This is a genomic window from Kitasatospora sp. NPDC015121 (assembly GCF_055562955.1).
This window is the reverse complement of the sequence record NZ_JBVHEH010000010.1, coordinates 119,050-132,795: the sequence shown is the minus strand read 5'-3', so window position 1 is coordinate 132,795 and position 13,746 is coordinate 119,050. Positions and strand designations below refer to the sequence as shown.

At 76.2% G+C, this 13,746-nt stretch carries 14 protein-coding genes; 12 read left to right on the top strand and 2 right to left on the bottom strand.

Features of this window, described 5'->3' with window-relative positions; translation table 11 throughout:
* The first annotated feature begins 55 nt into the window (after nt 1–55).
* From tatC to ACZ3J7_RS16725, 12 genes are all read left to right on the top strand, one after another.
* Nucleotides 56–949, top strand: a complete 894-nt coding sequence (gene tatC, locus ACZ3J7_RS16780; RefSeq protein WP_465621615.1) for a twin-arginine translocase subunit TatC — start codon at nt 56–58, stop codon at nt 947–949.
* Nucleotides 950–1,082: 133 nt separating this feature from the next.
* Complete coding sequence (locus ACZ3J7_RS16775) at nt 1,083–2,249, top strand: NAD(P)/FAD-dependent oxidoreductase (RefSeq protein WP_465621353.1); 1,167 nt, start codon at nt 1,083–1,085, stop codon at nt 2,247–2,249.
* Nucleotides 2,246–2,395, top strand: coding sequence for a hypothetical protein (locus tag ACZ3J7_RS16770; RefSeq protein ID WP_465621351.1), 150 nt, complete (start codon nt 2,246–2,248; stop codon nt 2,393–2,395). Before ACZ3J7_RS16775 ends, ACZ3J7_RS16770 begins: the two co-directional genes overlap by 4 nt.
* 4 nt (nt 2,396–2,399) lie before the next feature.
* Nucleotides 2,400–2,708 carry a (2Fe-2S)-binding protein gene (locus ACZ3J7_RS16765; protein WP_465621349.1) on the top strand — a complete coding sequence of 103 codons (309 nt, stop codon included), beginning with the start codon at nt 2,400–2,402 and terminating at the stop codon, nt 2,706–2,708.
* Nucleotides 2,689–4,110: an FAD/NAD(P)-dependent oxidoreductase gene (locus ACZ3J7_RS16760; RefSeq protein WP_465621347.1), complete on the top strand. Its 1,422-nt coding sequence runs from the start codon at nt 2,689–2,691 to the stop codon at nt 4,108–4,110. Before ACZ3J7_RS16765 ends, ACZ3J7_RS16760 begins: the two co-directional genes overlap by 20 nt.
* Before the next feature lie 103 nt (nt 4,111–4,213).
* Nucleotides 4,214–5,122 carry a dihydrodipicolinate synthase family protein gene (locus ACZ3J7_RS16755; RefSeq protein WP_465621345.1) on the top strand — a complete coding sequence of 303 codons (909 nt, stop codon included), beginning with the start codon at nt 4,214–4,216 and terminating at the stop codon, nt 5,120–5,122.
* 99 nt (nt 5,123–5,221) lie between these two features.
* Complete coding sequence (locus ACZ3J7_RS16750) at nt 5,222–6,226, top strand: proline racemase family protein (RefSeq protein WP_465621343.1); 1,005 nt, start codon at nt 5,222–5,224, stop codon at nt 6,224–6,226.
* Between the two features lie 166 nt (nt 6,227–6,392).
* Complete coding sequence (locus ACZ3J7_RS16745; protein WP_465621341.1) at nt 6,393–7,772, top strand: aldehyde dehydrogenase family protein; 1,380 nt, start codon at nt 6,393–6,395, stop codon at nt 7,770–7,772.
* A complete protein-coding gene (locus ACZ3J7_RS16740; RefSeq protein ID WP_465621338.1) occupies nt 7,772–8,785 on the top strand; it encodes a proline racemase family protein in 1,014 nt (337 codons plus the stop codon). Before ACZ3J7_RS16745 ends, ACZ3J7_RS16740 begins: the two co-directional genes overlap by 1 nt.
* Nucleotides 8,782–9,678, top strand: coding sequence for an ornithine cyclodeaminase family protein (locus ACZ3J7_RS16735; protein ID WP_465621336.1), 897 nt, complete (start codon nt 8,782–8,784; stop codon nt 9,676–9,678). Before ACZ3J7_RS16740 ends, ACZ3J7_RS16735 begins: the two co-directional genes overlap by 4 nt.
* Nucleotides 9,679–9,854: 176 nt before the next feature.
* Nucleotides 9,855–10,574: a GntR family transcriptional regulator gene (locus ACZ3J7_RS16730; protein WP_465621334.1), complete on the top strand. Its 720-nt coding sequence runs from the start codon at nt 9,855–9,857 to the stop codon at nt 10,572–10,574.
* A 276-nt stretch (nt 10,575–10,850) separates the two neighbouring features.
* Nucleotides 10,851–11,582, top strand: a complete 732-nt coding sequence (locus tag ACZ3J7_RS16725; protein WP_465621332.1) for a hypothetical protein — start codon at nt 10,851–10,853, stop codon at nt 11,580–11,582.
* A 53-nt stretch (nt 11,583–11,635) separates the two neighbouring features.
* Here ACZ3J7_RS16725 and ACZ3J7_RS16720 read toward each other — a convergent pair whose 3' ends face one another.
* Together ACZ3J7_RS16720 and ACZ3J7_RS16715 are read right to left on the bottom strand one after the other, a co-directional pair.
* Complete coding sequence (locus ACZ3J7_RS16720) at nt 11,636–12,382, bottom strand: ABC transporter ATP-binding protein (RefSeq protein ID WP_465621329.1); 747 nt, start codon at nt 12,380–12,382, stop codon at nt 11,636–11,638.
* Nucleotides 12,383–12,429: 47 nt separating this feature from the next.
* On the bottom strand, nt 12,430–13,482 hold the full coding sequence (locus ACZ3J7_RS16715; protein WP_465621326.1) for an FtsX-like permease family protein: 1,053 nt from the start codon (nt 13,480–13,482) through the stop codon (nt 12,430–12,432).
* Nucleotides 13,483–13,746 lie beyond the last annotated feature (264 nt).

The following is a 13,746-nucleotide window of genomic DNA, read 5'->3' as shown; positions in this document are numbered from 1 at the left end:
TTCGAGGACCGGGTTGAGCAAGACGACCAAGGCGGCCAAGGACCCTGAGGGGCGGATGGCGCTCGCCGACCATCTCCGCGAACTGCGCAACCGGCTGGTCAAGGCGGTGCTGGCGATCGTCGTCTTCACGATCGTCGCCGCGTTCTACCACAAGTCGCTGCTCCAGTTCCTGATCGAACCGCTGCCCGCCTGCGGCCCGGACGGGCGGCCGGCCCCCGGCGTGGCGCACTGCGCCGAGGTCTCCAACATCGGTCTGACCACGCCGTTCACGGTCATGCTGAAGGTCAGCCTGACGGCCGGCGTGGTGGCCGCCACCCCGGTCTGGCTGTACCAGCTGTGGAAGTTCGTCTCCCCGGGCCTGCACCGGCACGAGCGCCGCTACTCGGTGATGTTCCTGGCCGCCGGCACCCCGCTGTTCCTGGTGGGTGCCGCGCTCGCGTACATCGTCATGCCGGTGACCGCGGAGATGCTGATCAGCTTCGTGGCGCCCGGCGTCAAGTCGATCGTGCCGGTGGAGACCTACCTGGACCTGATCACCCGCATGGTGCTGGTGTTCGGCGCGGGCTTCGAACTGCCGCTGTTCCTGGTGATGCTGAACCTGGTCGGGGTGCTCAGCGGCAAGCGGCTGCTCGGCTGGTGGCGCGCGATGGTCATGGGCATCACGGTGTTCGCGGCCTTCGCCACCCCGTCCGCCGACCCGCTGTCGATGCTGGCGCTGGCCGCGCCGATCTGGGCGCTGTACTTCCTGGCGGCCGGCATCGCGCTGCTGAACGACAAGCGCAAGGCGGCCCGCAACCCCGACGCCGGGCTGAGCGACGAGGAGGCCTCCGAGGTGGACCTGTCGGTCGAGGCGGTCGGCGGCGCCGAGGCGGTCGGCCGGGTCGAGACGGTGGAGCCCGCCGCGCCGATCCCTGCCGCGCGCCGCGACCAGATCGACGACATCACCTGACGCGGGGGTGAACCCAGCGTGCCGAAGGGCGGCCCCGGACCACAGCGGTCCGGGGCCGCCCTTCGTCCGTCCGCCGGGATCGGTGCTGGTGGGGGGCTTGCCCGCGATTCAGGCCATGTGACATATTACTGACGTGCTCAAGCGAAACCCCTACGACGTCGTGGTGGTCGGCGCCGGCGTCGTCGGCGCCGCCTGCGCCTACTACGCCGCCCGGTCCGGCCTGAAGGTCGCGGTCGTCGACCGCGGCCCGGTGGCCGGCGGCACCACCGGTGCCGGCGAAGGCAACCTGCTGGTCTCCGACAAGGAGCCCGGGCCGGAGCTCGACCTCGCCCTGTTCTCCGCCGGCCTGTGGCGCGACCTCGCCGCCGAGTTCGGCGAGCGGGTCGAGTACGAGCCCAAGGGCGGCCTGGTGGTCGCCACCGAGCCGGCCGGCCTGGAACCGCTGCGGCGCTTCGCCGCCGGGCAGCGCGCGGCCGGCGTGGAGGCCGTCCCGGTCGCCGCCGACGAGCTGCGTGCGCTGGAGCCCCACCTGGCCGAGGGCCTGCCCGGCGGCTACCTCTACCCGCAGGACGCCCAGGTGCAGCCCGCGCTGGCCGCCGCCCACCTGCTGCGCGCCTCCGGCGCCGACCGCCACCTCGGCGAGGCCGTCACCGGCCTGCTGCGCGGCCCCGGCGGCGCCGTCACCGGCGTGGTCACCGGCCGCCGCGAGATCGCCGCGCCCGCCGTGGTCAACGCGGCCGGCACCTGGGGCGGCGAACTCGCCGCGCTGGCCGGCGTGCGCCTGCCGGTCCTGCCCCGGCGCGGCTTCGTCCTGGTCACCGAACCGCTGCCGCGGATCGTCCGGCGCAAGGTGTACGCCGCCGACTACGTCGCCGACGTCGCCTCCGGCTCGGCGGACCTGCAGTCCTCCGCCGTGGTCGAGGGCACCCCCGCCGGGCCGGTGCTGATCGGCGCCAGCCGCGAGCGGGTCGGCTTCGACCGCACGCTCGACCCCGAGGTGCTGCGCCGGCTGGCCGCCCAGGCCGCCGCGCTGTTCCCGGTGCTGCGCGACGTGCTGGTCCAGCGCTCCTACCGGGGCTTCCGCCCGTACCTGCCGGACCACCTGCCGGCCATCGGGCGGGACGCCCGGGTGCCGGGCCTCTACCACGCCTGCGGGCACGAGGGCGCGGGCATCGGCCTGGCGCCCGCCACCGGGCTGCTGATCAGTCGTCAACTGACGGGTGAGGAGCCGGAGCTGGACCTGGACCCGTTCCGGCCGGAGCGGTTCGAGGACCACCGGGACGAGGAGGACGGGCGGTGAGCGCGGCGCGCGACCCGTTCGCGCTGCTCGGCGGCGACTGCGTGGCGATCCCCCGCCCGGTGGGCGGGCACCGCCCGGAGCGGACCGGCCTCCGCCCGGCCGAGCAGCGGCCCGCGCGGTACGAAGCACGTGAAGGCGAGGAGTAGCCCGATGGACCCGCTCGACCTGGTCGGCGCCGAACCCGGCCCCGCCCGCACCATCCTGTTCGACGGCCGCCCGGTGCCCGCGCTGCCCGGCCGGACGCTGGCCGCCGCGCTCTGGGCCGACGGCGTGCTCGCCTGGCGCACCACCCGCTCCGGCGGCCGGCCGCGCGGCGCGTTCTGCGGCATCGGCCAGTGCTTCGACTGCCTGGCCACCGTCAACGGCCGCCCCAACCAGCGCCTGTGCCTGCTGCCCGCCGAGCACGGCGACGCCGTCACCACCCAGGAGGGCCACGGCCATGCCGACCTCGAAGTCTGAGCCGCACGGCGCCGACGCGGGCGTGTACGACCTCGCGGTGATCGGCGCCGGCCCCGCCGGACTGGCCGCGGCCGACGCCGCCGCCGGGCTCGGCCTGCGGGTCGCCCTGGTGGACGCCGGCAGCCGGCCCGGCGGACAGTACTACCGGCACCCGGCCCCCGAACTGGGCGCCGCGCGCCCCGGGAGGCTGCACCACGGCTGGGCGGTCTTCGCCCGGCTGCGCGACCGGCTGGCGGCCGCACCGCTGGTCGACCACCTGGCCGGCCACCACGTGTGGGCGGCCGAGGCGGGCGCGCCCGGCGACGACGCCAGGCCCTGGCGCCTGCACGCCACCCGCGGCCCCGGAGCCGGCGACCGGACCACCGTCCTGGCCCGCGCCGTCCTGCTGGCCACCGGCGCCTACGAGCGGCACCTGCCCTTCCCCGGCTGGACGCTGCCCGGAGTGGTGACCGCGGGCGGCGCGCAGGCGATGCTCAAGTCCGGGCTGGTGCTGCCCGGCCGCCGGATCGTGGTGTCCGGCAGCGGCCCCCTGCTGCTGGCCGCCGCCTCCTCGCTGGTCTCGGCCGGCGCGAAGGTCCCCGCGATCGTGGAGGCCACCTCCTACCTCGGCTACGCCCGCGGCCTGCCGGTGCTGGCCGGCAACCCCGCGAAGCTGGCCGAGGGCGCCTCGCACGGCGCCGCGCTGCTGCGGCGCGGTGTGCGGCTGCGCCGCGGCAGCGCCGTGGTCGAGGCGCACGGCACCGACCGGGTCACCGCCGTCACGGTGGCCCGGCTGGACGCCCGCTGGAAGCCGGTGCCGGGCACCGGGCGGCGGATCGAGTGCGACGCGCTGGCGATCGGCCACGGGCTCGTCCCGCAGATCGAGCTGGCGGTCGAGCTCGGCGCCGAGACGGTCACCGGGCCGGACGGCGCGGTCGCCCTCAAGGTGGACGCGCGGCAGCGCACCAGCGTGCCCGGGCTGTGGGCGGCGGGGGAGACCTGCGGGGTCGGCGGCGCCGACCTGGCGCTCGCCGAGGGCGTGCTGGCCGCCCACGCGGTGGCCGACCGCCCGGCCCCCGCCCGGGAGCTGGCCACCCGGCGGCGGCGGCGCGCGTTCGCCGCGCTGATGGCCGCCGCGCACGCCCCCGGCCCGGACTGGACCGGCTGGGTCACCGACGACACCGACGTCTGCCGGTGCGAGGAGGTCCCCGCCGGGGAGATCCGCGCGGCCGTGACGGAGCTCGGCGCCGGCGACGCCCGGACGGTCAAGCTGCTCACCCGGGCCGGCATGGGCTGGTGCCAGGGCCGGATGTGCGGGCCCGCGGTGGCCTGCCTGTCCGGCGGCGCCGCCGGGGCGGCCGACAGCCGCCCGCTCTCCTGTCCCGTCCCGTTGGCGCAGCTGGCCGCGCCGCGCGAGGAGTAGGCGCCGCTCCTCCCGGTTCCGGACCGGTTGGGGTGGTGTGCCCCCTTGTGGCCCGCCTCGCCCCTTTGTAAAATGTCACACATCATATCGAGGGAGATCCCCCATGACCCGCACCCCCCACGACGCCGCCCGACCCTGGCGCGGCATCATGGTCGCCACCACGCTGCCCTTCCGTGACGACCTCTCGGTGGACTACGACGCCTACGCCGAGCACGTCCGCTGGCTGATCGACAACGGCTGCGACGGCGTCGTCCCCAACGGCTCCCTGGGCGAGTACCAGACCCTCACCGCCGAGGAGCGCGCCAAGGTCGTCACCACCGCCGTCGAGGCGGCCGGCGACGGCGCCCGCGTGATGCCCGGCGTGGCCGCCTACGGCAGCGCCGAGTCCCGCCGCTGGGCCGAGCAGGCCGCCGAGGCCGGCGCCGGTTCCGTGCTGCTGCTCCCGCCGAACGCCTACCGCGCCGACCACGCCGCGGTGCGCGCCCACTACTCCGAGGTCGCCGAGGCCGGCGTGCCGATCGTGGCCTACAACAACCCGATCGACACCAAGGTCGACCTCGTCCCGTCGCTGCTCGCGCAGCTGCACGCCGACGGCTCGATCGTCGCCGTCAAGGAGTTCTCCGGCGACGTCCGCCGCGCCTACGAGATCGGCGAACTGGCCCCCGAGCTGGACCTGCTGATCGGCGCCGACGACGTGCTGCTGGAGCTGGCCCTCGCCGGCGCCGTCGGCTGGATCGCCGGCTACCCGAACGCGCTGCCCGCCGCCAGCTCGGAGCTGTACCACGCCGCCGTCTCCGGCGACCTGGCCACCGCCCTCCCGCTCTACAAGTCGCTGCACTCGCTGCTGCGCTGGGACTCCAAGACCGAGTTCGTCCAGTCCATCAAGCTCTCCATGGACATCGCCGGCCGCCCGGGCGGTCCGACCCGCGCCCCGCGCCTGCCGCTCGTCCCGGAGATCGAGGCCGCGGTGCGCGCCGCGACCGAGAAGGCGCTGGCCGACGGCCACAGGTAACCGCCCCACCGCGGCGGGGTCCGGACCGGCCCAGGGGGGAGCCGGTCCGGACCGACGCCGCGCCGGACCCGTCAGCAGCCGACTGGAGAGAGCACCGCGATGCGGACCCGTCACGTCTTCCACGCCGTCGACTCGCACACCGAGGGGATGCCCACCCGGGTGATCACCGGTGGCTTCGGCACCATCCCCGGCGCCACCATGGCCGAGCGGCGCACCCACTTCCAGCAGCACCTCGACGCGTTCCGCACGCTGCTGATGTACGAACCGCGCGGCCACTCCGCGATGAGCGGCGCGATCCTGCAGCCGCCCACCCGGCCGGACGCCGACTTCGGCGTGCTCTACATCGAGGTCTCCGGCCTGCTGCCGATGTGCGGCCACGGCACCATCGGCGTCGCCACCGTGCTGGTCGAGACCGGCATGGTGCCGGTGGTCGAGCCGGTCACCACCGTCCGGCTGGACACCCCCGCCGGGCTGGTGGTCGCCGACGTCGCGGTGGAGGACGGCGCCGCGGTCGGCGTCACCCTCCGCAACGTGCCCTCGTACGCGGTCGCGCTGGACCGCGAGGTCGAGGTGCCCGGCTACGGCACGGTCGGCTACGACCTGGCGTACGGCGGCAACTACTACGCCATCCTGCCGCTGGAGCGGTTCGGGCTGCCGTTCGAGCGCGGGCGCAAGGACGACATCCTGGCCGCCGGGCTGGCCATGATGGACGCGATCAACGCCTCGGACGACCGGCCGGTGCACCCGGAGGACCCGTCGATCCACGGCTGCCACCACGTCCAGCTGCTCGCGCCCGGCTCGGACGCGAAGCACTCCCGGCACGCGATGGCGATCCACCCCGGCTGGTTCGACCGCTCGCCCTGCGGGACCGGCACCTCGGCGCGGATGGCGCAGCTGCACGCCCGGGGCGAGCTGGCGCTCGGCGCCGACTTCCGCAACGACTCCTTCATCGGGACGACCTTCGTCGGCCGCCTGGTCGAGGAGACCACCGTGGCCGGCCTGCCCGCCGTCGTCCCGACCGTCACCGGCCGGGCCTGGGTGACCGGCACCGCGCAGTACTTCCTCGACCCGACCGACCCGTTCCCGGCGGGCTTCCTGCTGTAACGGGCGGCGCGGGCGGGCGTGTTCGGGGTACGGGCGGAGCAGGGGGGCGCGCCCGGTTCGGCGGAACCGGGCGCACCGCCCGCCGCCCGTGCCCGGACCACGCCCACCCGCGTCCCCCCGTCGCGGCGCGCACGCCGACTCCCCCTCTGCGAAAGGTTCCTGAGCAATGACCACGATCGACTCGTACAACCCCGCCGACCCGGACGACCTGGTCGTCTCGGTGCCGTCGACGGACGCCGCCGGTGTCGCCGGGGCGATCGCGGGCGCGCGCGAGGCGCAGCGCGGCTGGTGGGCGCTGGGCGCGGCCGGGCGGTCGCTGGCGCTGACCCGGGCCGCCTCGGCGATCGAGGGGGCCGCCGACGAGCTGGCCGAACTGGTCGTCCGCGAGGTCGGCAAGCCGATCGCCGAGGCCCGCGGCGAGGTCGCCCGCACGGTGGCGATCTGGCGCTACTACGCGCAGGCGCCGTTCGCCGCCTCCGGCGAGGTGCACGAGCCCGCCGCCGGGCAGGGCCTGCTGCTGACCCGCCGCCGCCCGTACGGGGTGGCCGGCCTGATCACGCCGTGGAACTTCCCGCTGGCGATCCCGACCTGGAAGGCCGCGCCCGCGCTGGCCGTCGGCAACGCCGTGGTGCTCAAGCCGTCCTCCGAGGCGGTCGCGGTGGCGCTGCGGCTGGCCGAGCTGGCGGGCCTGCCCGAGGGCGTGCTGACCATCGTGCCGGGCGGTGCCGAGGCGGGGACGGCACTGATCGGCGGCGCCGACGTCATCTCCTTCACCGGCTCGACCGGGGTGGGCCGCTCGGTGATCGCGGGGGCGACCGAGCGCGGCATCCCGGTGCAGTCCGAGATGGGCGGCCTGAACGCCGCGCTGGTGCTGCCCGACGCCGACATCGCGCAGGCCGCCGCGCACCTGGCCAACGCCATCGCCGGCTACGCGGGCCAGAAGTGCACCGCCACCAGCCGGGTGATCGCCGTCGGCGACGCGTACGAGCCGCTGGCCGAGGCGCTCGCCAAGGCGCTCGCCGGGACCCCGGCCGCCGACCCGTCCGCGCCGACCACCTCCTGCGGCCCGGTGATCAACCGCCGGTCGCTGGAGCGGCTGACCGACGCCGTCGACACCGCCCGCGCGGGCGGCGCGACCGTGCTGGCCGGCGGCGCCCGGGCCGACCGGGCCGGCTGGTTCCTGGAGCCGACCCTGGTCGAGGGCGTCCCCGCCGGGCACCCGCTGCTGGAGGAGGAGTTCTTCGGCCCGCTCGCCGTGCTGGTGCCCGCCGCCGACCTGGACGAGGCGATCGCGCTCGCCAACGACACCCGGCACAGCCTCTCCACCTCCGTCCACTCGCGCAGCCTGGACGTGGCGCTGGCCGCCGCGGACCGCCTGGACGCCGGCATGATCCGGATCAACGCCCCCTCCAGCGGCGTCGACTACCACCTGCCGTTCGGCGGCGCCAAGGGCGCCTCGTACGGCTCGCGCGAGCAGGGCCAGGCCGTGCTCGACTTCTACACCGCGTCGCGCACCGTCAGCGTGCTGCCCGCCGGGGAGTACTGATGAACCAGCAGGTCTCCACCACCGACTACCACACCGCCGGCGAGCCGTTCCGGATCGTCATCGCGGGCCTGCCGCCGATCCCCGGCGACACCGTCGCCGAGCGCCGCTCGATCGCGATCGGCGCGGGCGGCAGCGCCACCGCGCCGCGCCCCAGCGCGCTGGACGACGTGCGCCGCCTGCTGACCCGCGAACCGCGCGGCCACGCCGGCATGTACGGCGGCTTCATCGTGCCCGCGGACGACGGCGAGGCCCACTTCGGCGTCCTGTTCTGGCACAAGGACGGCTACTCGACCGCGTGCGGCCACGGCACCATGGCGCTCGGCGCCTGGGCCGTCGACACCGGCCTGGTGCCCGCCCCCGAGGACGGCACCGCGCTGGTGCGGATCGACGTCCCGTCCGGCCGGGTCAGCGCCACCGTGCACCGCAGCGGCGGCCGCACCACCTCGGTGACCTTCCGCAACGTCCCGACCCGGGTGCTGGCCCGCAAGGTCGAGCTGGCCACCTCGCGCGGCACGGTCCAGGTCGACCTGGCGCACTCCGGCGCGGTCTACGCCTCGCTGCCCGCCGCCGCGCTCGGCCTGTCCGTCGTCCCCGACCGGCTCGCCGAACTCACCGCCGCCGGGCGGGAGGTCCGGGCCGCGCTGGAGGGCCACGAGGCGCTCGCCGCGCACCGCGACGGCGTCTACGGCGTCATCCTGTACGACGAGCTGCCCGACACGCCGACCGGCCCGCACCAGCGCAACGTCACCGTCTTCGCCGACGGCCAGATCGACCGCTCCCCGTGCGGCTCCGGCACCTCCGCCCGGCTCGCCCTGCTCGCCGACGAGGGCGCCCTCGGCGGCGAACGGGTGCTGCGCCACGACTCGATCATCGGCACCGTCTTCACCGGCCGGGTCCGCGAACCGCAGGACGGCGGCGTGGTCACCGAGGTCACCGGCACCGCGCACCGCACCGGCGAGCACCGCTTCGTCCTCGACCACGAGGACAGCCTGGGCGCGGGGTTCCTGCTGTGACCGTGCCCGAACTCGCACTGACCCTCGGCCACGCCGACGCGGTGGACGCCCTGGAGCGCGCCCTGCTCGACGGCCTCGACGTGGAGGGCTGCCCGGCCCGCGCCACCATCCCGGTGCCGGCCGGCGAACTGCTGCTGATGCCCGCCGCCACCGCCGGGTTCGCGGGCGTGAAGATCGCCGGGGTGGCACCCGCCAACCCGGCGGCCGGACTGCCCCGGATCACCGGCTCGTACCTGCTGCTCGACGGCCCCACCCTGCAGCCCGTCGCGCTGCTCGACGGGGCGGCGCTCACCTCGCTGCGCACCCCCGCCGTCACCGCGCTCGCGCTGCGGGCGCTGGCCGCGCCGGACGCCCGGCACCTGGTGGTGTTCGGCGCCGGGCCGCAGGCGCTCGGCCACGTCGAGGCGCTCCGGGCCGTGCTGCCCGGGCTGGCCGAGGTCACCGTGGTGGCCCGCCGCCCCGGGCCCGCCGCGGAACTCGTCGGACGGGCCGCCGCGCTGGGCCTGGCGGCCCGGACCGGCGGCCCGGAGGCGGTCGCCGGCGCGGACCTGGTGGTGTGCTGCACCACCGCCCGCACCCCGCTGTTCGACGGCCGGCTGGTGCCCGACCGGGCGGCCGTCGCCGCGGTCGGCTCGCACGAGCCGGACGCCCGCGAGGTGGACGCCGAACTGGTCGGCCGCGCCGACCTGTTCGTCGAGGCCCGCGAGGTCGCGCTGCGCGAGGCCGGCGACCTGCTGATGGCCGGGGCGGGGGCCGAACGGCTCGCCAATCTGGCCGAACTGGTCACCGGGAAGGTCGGAGTCCGCCATGATCGACCCAGGTTCTTCAAGAGCGTCGGCATGGCCTGGCAGGATCTGGCGGTGGCGGCGGCGCAGTACCTGGCCGCGGAGTAGCACGGCGGGCCGGTCGGAGGGCGGGCCGGTCGGACGGCGGGCCGGTCTGACGGTGGGCCGGTCGGAGGGCGGGGGGCTGTGCCGGGACACGCACAGCGACGACCGCACGTAGGGCATTCACTCTCCGCAACGTGACATTGTACAATGAGGCCCTATTGGACCTCCGGAGGAACACCATGGCCGACCTCAAGCCCCGCAACCTCATCTCCGTCCAGGAGCGGCTGCGCGACCAGGTCGCCCACGCCCTGCGTGCGGCACTCATCTCCGGTGAGCTGCGTCCCGGGGTGGTCTACTCCGCCCCGACGCTGGCCACCGACTTCGGGGTGTCCGCCACCCCCGTCCGCGAGGCGATGCTCGACCTGGCCCGGGAGGGCCTGGTCGAGGCCGTCCGCAACAAGGGCTTCCGGGTCACCGAGCTCTCCGACCGCGACCTCGACGAGTTCACCGAGATCCGCGCCCTGATCGAGGTCCCCACCGTCGGCCAGGTCGCCCGGATCGCCACCGCCGAACAGCTGGAGGCCCTGCGCCCGCAGGCCCAGGCCATCGTCGCGGCCGCCCGCAAGCACGACCTGATCGGCTACCTGGAAGCCGACCGGCAGTTCCACCTCGACCTGCTCGCGCTGGCCGGCAACGCCCGGCTGGTCGAGACCGTCGGCGACCTGCGCAAGCGCTCCCGCCTCTACGGCCTCAACCGGCTCGACCAGCAGGGCGAACTGGTCACCTCCGCCGAGGAGCACCTCGAACTGCTCGACGTGCTGCTCACCGGCGACGCCGAAGCCGCCCAGGAGTGCATGACCCGGCACCTCGGCCACATCCGCCACCTGTGGGCGGTCGGCGACAAGGCCGCCGGGCAGCCCGCCGAGCCGACGACCGCGCTGCGGCTGCCGGCCCGCTGAGGCCCCCTCCCCGGAACCCTCCGGCCCCGGAACCTCTCCGGCCCCGGAACCTCTCCGGCCCCGGTGCCCCGCCGTCGCGGGGTGCCGGGGCCGACGGCTTCTCCGGGGCGGGGGAGGACGGCTCTTCCGGGGCGGGGGCTGACGGGGATTTCGGAAGGGGCGCGGCTCTTCACCGGCAAAGGGGAGGTAAACGAGGCGGGGGCCGTCGGCGAACCGGTCCGCCGGCCTGCCAGGATCGCGCGGCCGACCCCCCCGAACGAACCGGAAGTACCACCGATGCGCACCAGCCGGCTGCTCGCCGCCACCGCCCTGACCGCAACCGCGGTGGCGCTCCTCACCGCCTGCGGGCCCGGCGACCCGGGCGGGACGGACCCGCAGGCGTCGTCGGAGCCGGCGGCGCTGCTGAAGCGCTCGCACGACGCCGGGACGGAACTGGACTCCGTCAAGGTCACCTTCCGGCTCGCGCTCGACGGCGCCGGCACCACCTCCGGCACCTTCGCCGCCGACCGCCACGGCAACTGCGCCGGCTCGGTGGACATCCCCGAGCAGGGCGGGGTCGACCTGATCCGCACCGGCGGCACCCTCTGGATGCGGCCGGACGCCCGGTACCTGGCGCGGGCGACCAAGCTGACCGGCCTGTCCCCCGGCTACTGGCTGTCCTTCCCGGCCGACAGCGCGGCCGCCACCGCGTACGCCGTCTACTGCCGGATCGGCCTGGACGCGCAGCGCGGAACCGGCGTGGCGGACGTCGGCCGCCCCGTCGGCGAACTGCCCAGCAAGCAGGTCGGGGGCGTCGACGCCACCGTCATCACGACCAGGGACGACGGCGACACGACGAGCGAACTCGCCATCGCGGCCGAGGGCGCGCCCCACCTGCTCGACCTGCGGTTGGGCACGGCGAGCTCCATCTCGTTCACCGACTTCGACCAGCCGGTGGGAGCCACCCCGCCGCCCGAGAGCCAGGTCGTCGCCGCCTCCGTCTACCTGGGGGAGGCGGGGCGACGCTGAGACGCCTGCGCGGGGCGCGCCACCGCCGGGCACTGCGCGGGGAGCCTGCGCGTTCAGGCGGCGGTGAGGCGGCCGTCCTGCATGGTCAGGACGCGGTCGGCGCGGCCCAGCAGCTCGCGGTCGTGGGTGACCATCACGGTCGCGGTGCGGTGCGCCCGGGTCACCTCGGCCAGCAGGTCGACGACCTGGGCGCCGCGCTCGTGGTCCAGCGCCGAGGTCGGCTCGTCCACCAGCAGGACGGACGGGCTGCCGAACAGGGCGCGGGCGATGTTCACCCGCTGGCGCTCGCCGCCCGACAGCTGGTGCGGGCGGCGGCGCTGCTTGGCGCCGGCCAGGCCGACCGACTCCAGCAGCTCCTCGGCGCGGGCCCGGGCCCGGGCTGGGCGGCGGCCGCGCACCGACTCCAGGACGAGCAACTGCTCGACGGCGGTCAGCGAGGCCAGCAGGTTCGACTGCTGGAAGACGATGCCCAGGCGCTCGCGGCGCAGCGCGGTGCGGTCGCGCTCGCCCAGCGCGCCCGCGTCCACGCCGTCGACCAGCACCTCGCCGCGGTCCGGGCGCAGCAGCGTCGCCGCGACCGCCAGCAGGCTGGACTTGCCGGAGCCGGACGGGCCCGCGACGGCCGCGAACTCGCCCGGCGCGACGGCCAGTTCGACGTCGTCCAGGGCGGTCAGCCGGTGCTCGCCGTCCGGGTAGGTGAGGGTCACGCCGCGCAGCGCGAGGCCGGTGCGGACGGCGCCGGGAGCAGTGGTCGGGGTGGTGGCCGAGGTGGTGCTCGGGGTGGTGCTCGGGGTGGTCATGGCGGGGCCTTCCGGAGCGGGACGGGCGGGGCGGGCGGGGCGGGGGTTCATCGGTTGGCGCCCAGGGCGGCCAGCGGGTCGACGGCGGTGATCCGGCGCACCGCGAGGGCCGCGCCCAGCAGGCCCAGCAGCACCATCGCGGCCACCGGCACGCCGACGGTCAGGACGCCCACGTCGAACGGCACCGCCGAGGAGGCGAACGCCCCGCCCGCCGCGCCCAGCGCCCCGCCCAGCAGTGCCCCGCCCAGCAGGACCGCCGCCGCCTGGGCCAGCGCGTCGCGCACCAGGTAGCCGCTGGACGCGCCGACCGCCTTCAGCACCGCGATGTCCGGGCGGCGCTGCACCGTCCACACCGTGAAGAACGCGCCGACCACCAGGGCGCTCACCGCGAACAGGAAGCCCTGGATCAGCTGCAGGCTGCCCTGTTCGGCCGCGTACCCGTTGATGCCCGCCAGCGCGTCGTCCAGCGGCACCGCCCGCAGGCCGGCGGGCAGGCCGTGCGGCGTGCCGCGCACCGCCAGCGCGGTGGGCTGGTGCTGCCCGGAGACCCGCTGCCAGGTCGCCGGGGTGGTCCACACGCTCGGGGCGTGCGAGAGCGAGCGCGCCTCGGTGATCGCCGAGACGGTCAGCTCCTGCGCGCCCAGCGTCACCCGGCTGCCCGGGGCCAGGTGGTACGCGGCGGCGGTGTCGGCGCCGACCGCGAGCTGCCCGTCCTGCGGGGCCGCGCCCCGGGACAGCGGCGGCAGCAGCGCCGCGTCGGTGCCCAGCACGCTCACCGAGGCCGCGCCGCCGCCCGTCGTCAGCCGCGACATCGCCACCCCCAGCGGGTGCACCTCGGTCGCCCCCGCCGCCGCGACCGCGTCCCGCCGGCCCGGCGAGACCGTGCTGGAGGCGAACGACACCTCCGCCTCCGCGCCCGCCGGGGCGCCGAACACCACGCCGTCCGCCGGGAGTCCGGCGATCGCCGAGGACGCCGCCGAGGCCAGGCCGCCGGTCAGGCCGTACAGGAACACCACCAGGGTCGTGATCAGGGTGACCACCGCGCCCATCAGGGCGAACCGCCCTCGGGCGAAGCGGATGTCACGCAAAGCGACGAACACGGGAGACCTTTCGAGCGGACGGGAAGCGGGACGGTTCCAGCCTGGCCCGCGCGGGCGCCGCCGACATCGGGGAGAGGGAGGGAGCGCGCACCCGTCGAGCGGTGCACCCGGAAATCCATCGAACGGTTGATGCCGCGCCGGGGCCCGGGCCGCTCGGCGCCCCGTACCCTCGGACAGCGTGCCCCGTACCGAACCGCCGCCCGTCCCCCCGGCCGACGCGCACGCCTCCCTGGCCGACGCGCACGCCTCCCTGGCCGACGCGCA

Excerpts from the sequence above, each read along its gene's own strand:
- ACZ3J7_RS16765 (WP_465621349.1), top strand. The coding sequence starts at position 2,400 with ATGGACCCGCTCGACCTGGTCGGCGCCGAACCCGGCCCCGCCCGCACC.
- ACZ3J7_RS16725 (WP_465621332.1), top strand. The coding sequence starts at position 10,851 with ATGCGCACCAGCCGGCTGCTCGCCGCCACCGCCCTGACCGCAACCGCG.
- ACZ3J7_RS16740 (WP_465621338.1), top strand. The coding sequence starts at position 7,772 with ATGAACCAGCAGGTCTCCACCACCGACTACCACACCGCCGGCGAGCCG.
- tatC (WP_465621615.1), top strand. The coding sequence starts at position 56 with ATGGCGCTCGCCGACCATCTCCGCGAACTGCGCAACCGGCTGGTCAAG.
- ACZ3J7_RS16720 (WP_465621329.1), bottom strand. The coding sequence starts at position 12,382 with ATGACCACCCCGAGCACCACCCCGAGCACCACCTCGGCCACCACCCCG.
- ACZ3J7_RS16745 (WP_465621341.1), top strand. The coding sequence starts at position 6,393 with ATGACCACGATCGACTCGTACAACCCCGCCGACCCGGACGACCTGGTC.
- ACZ3J7_RS16760 (WP_465621347.1), top strand. The coding sequence starts at position 2,689 with ATGCCGACCTCGAAGTCTGAGCCGCACGGCGCCGACGCGGGCGTGTAC.
- ACZ3J7_RS16750 (WP_465621343.1), top strand. The coding sequence starts at position 5,222 with ATGCGGACCCGTCACGTCTTCCACGCCGTCGACTCGCACACCGAGGGG.
- ACZ3J7_RS16755 (WP_465621345.1), top strand. The coding sequence starts at position 4,214 with ATGACCCGCACCCCCCACGACGCCGCCCGACCCTGGCGCGGCATCATG.
- ACZ3J7_RS16730 (WP_465621334.1), top strand. The coding sequence starts at position 9,855 with ATGGCCGACCTCAAGCCCCGCAACCTCATCTCCGTCCAGGAGCGGCTG.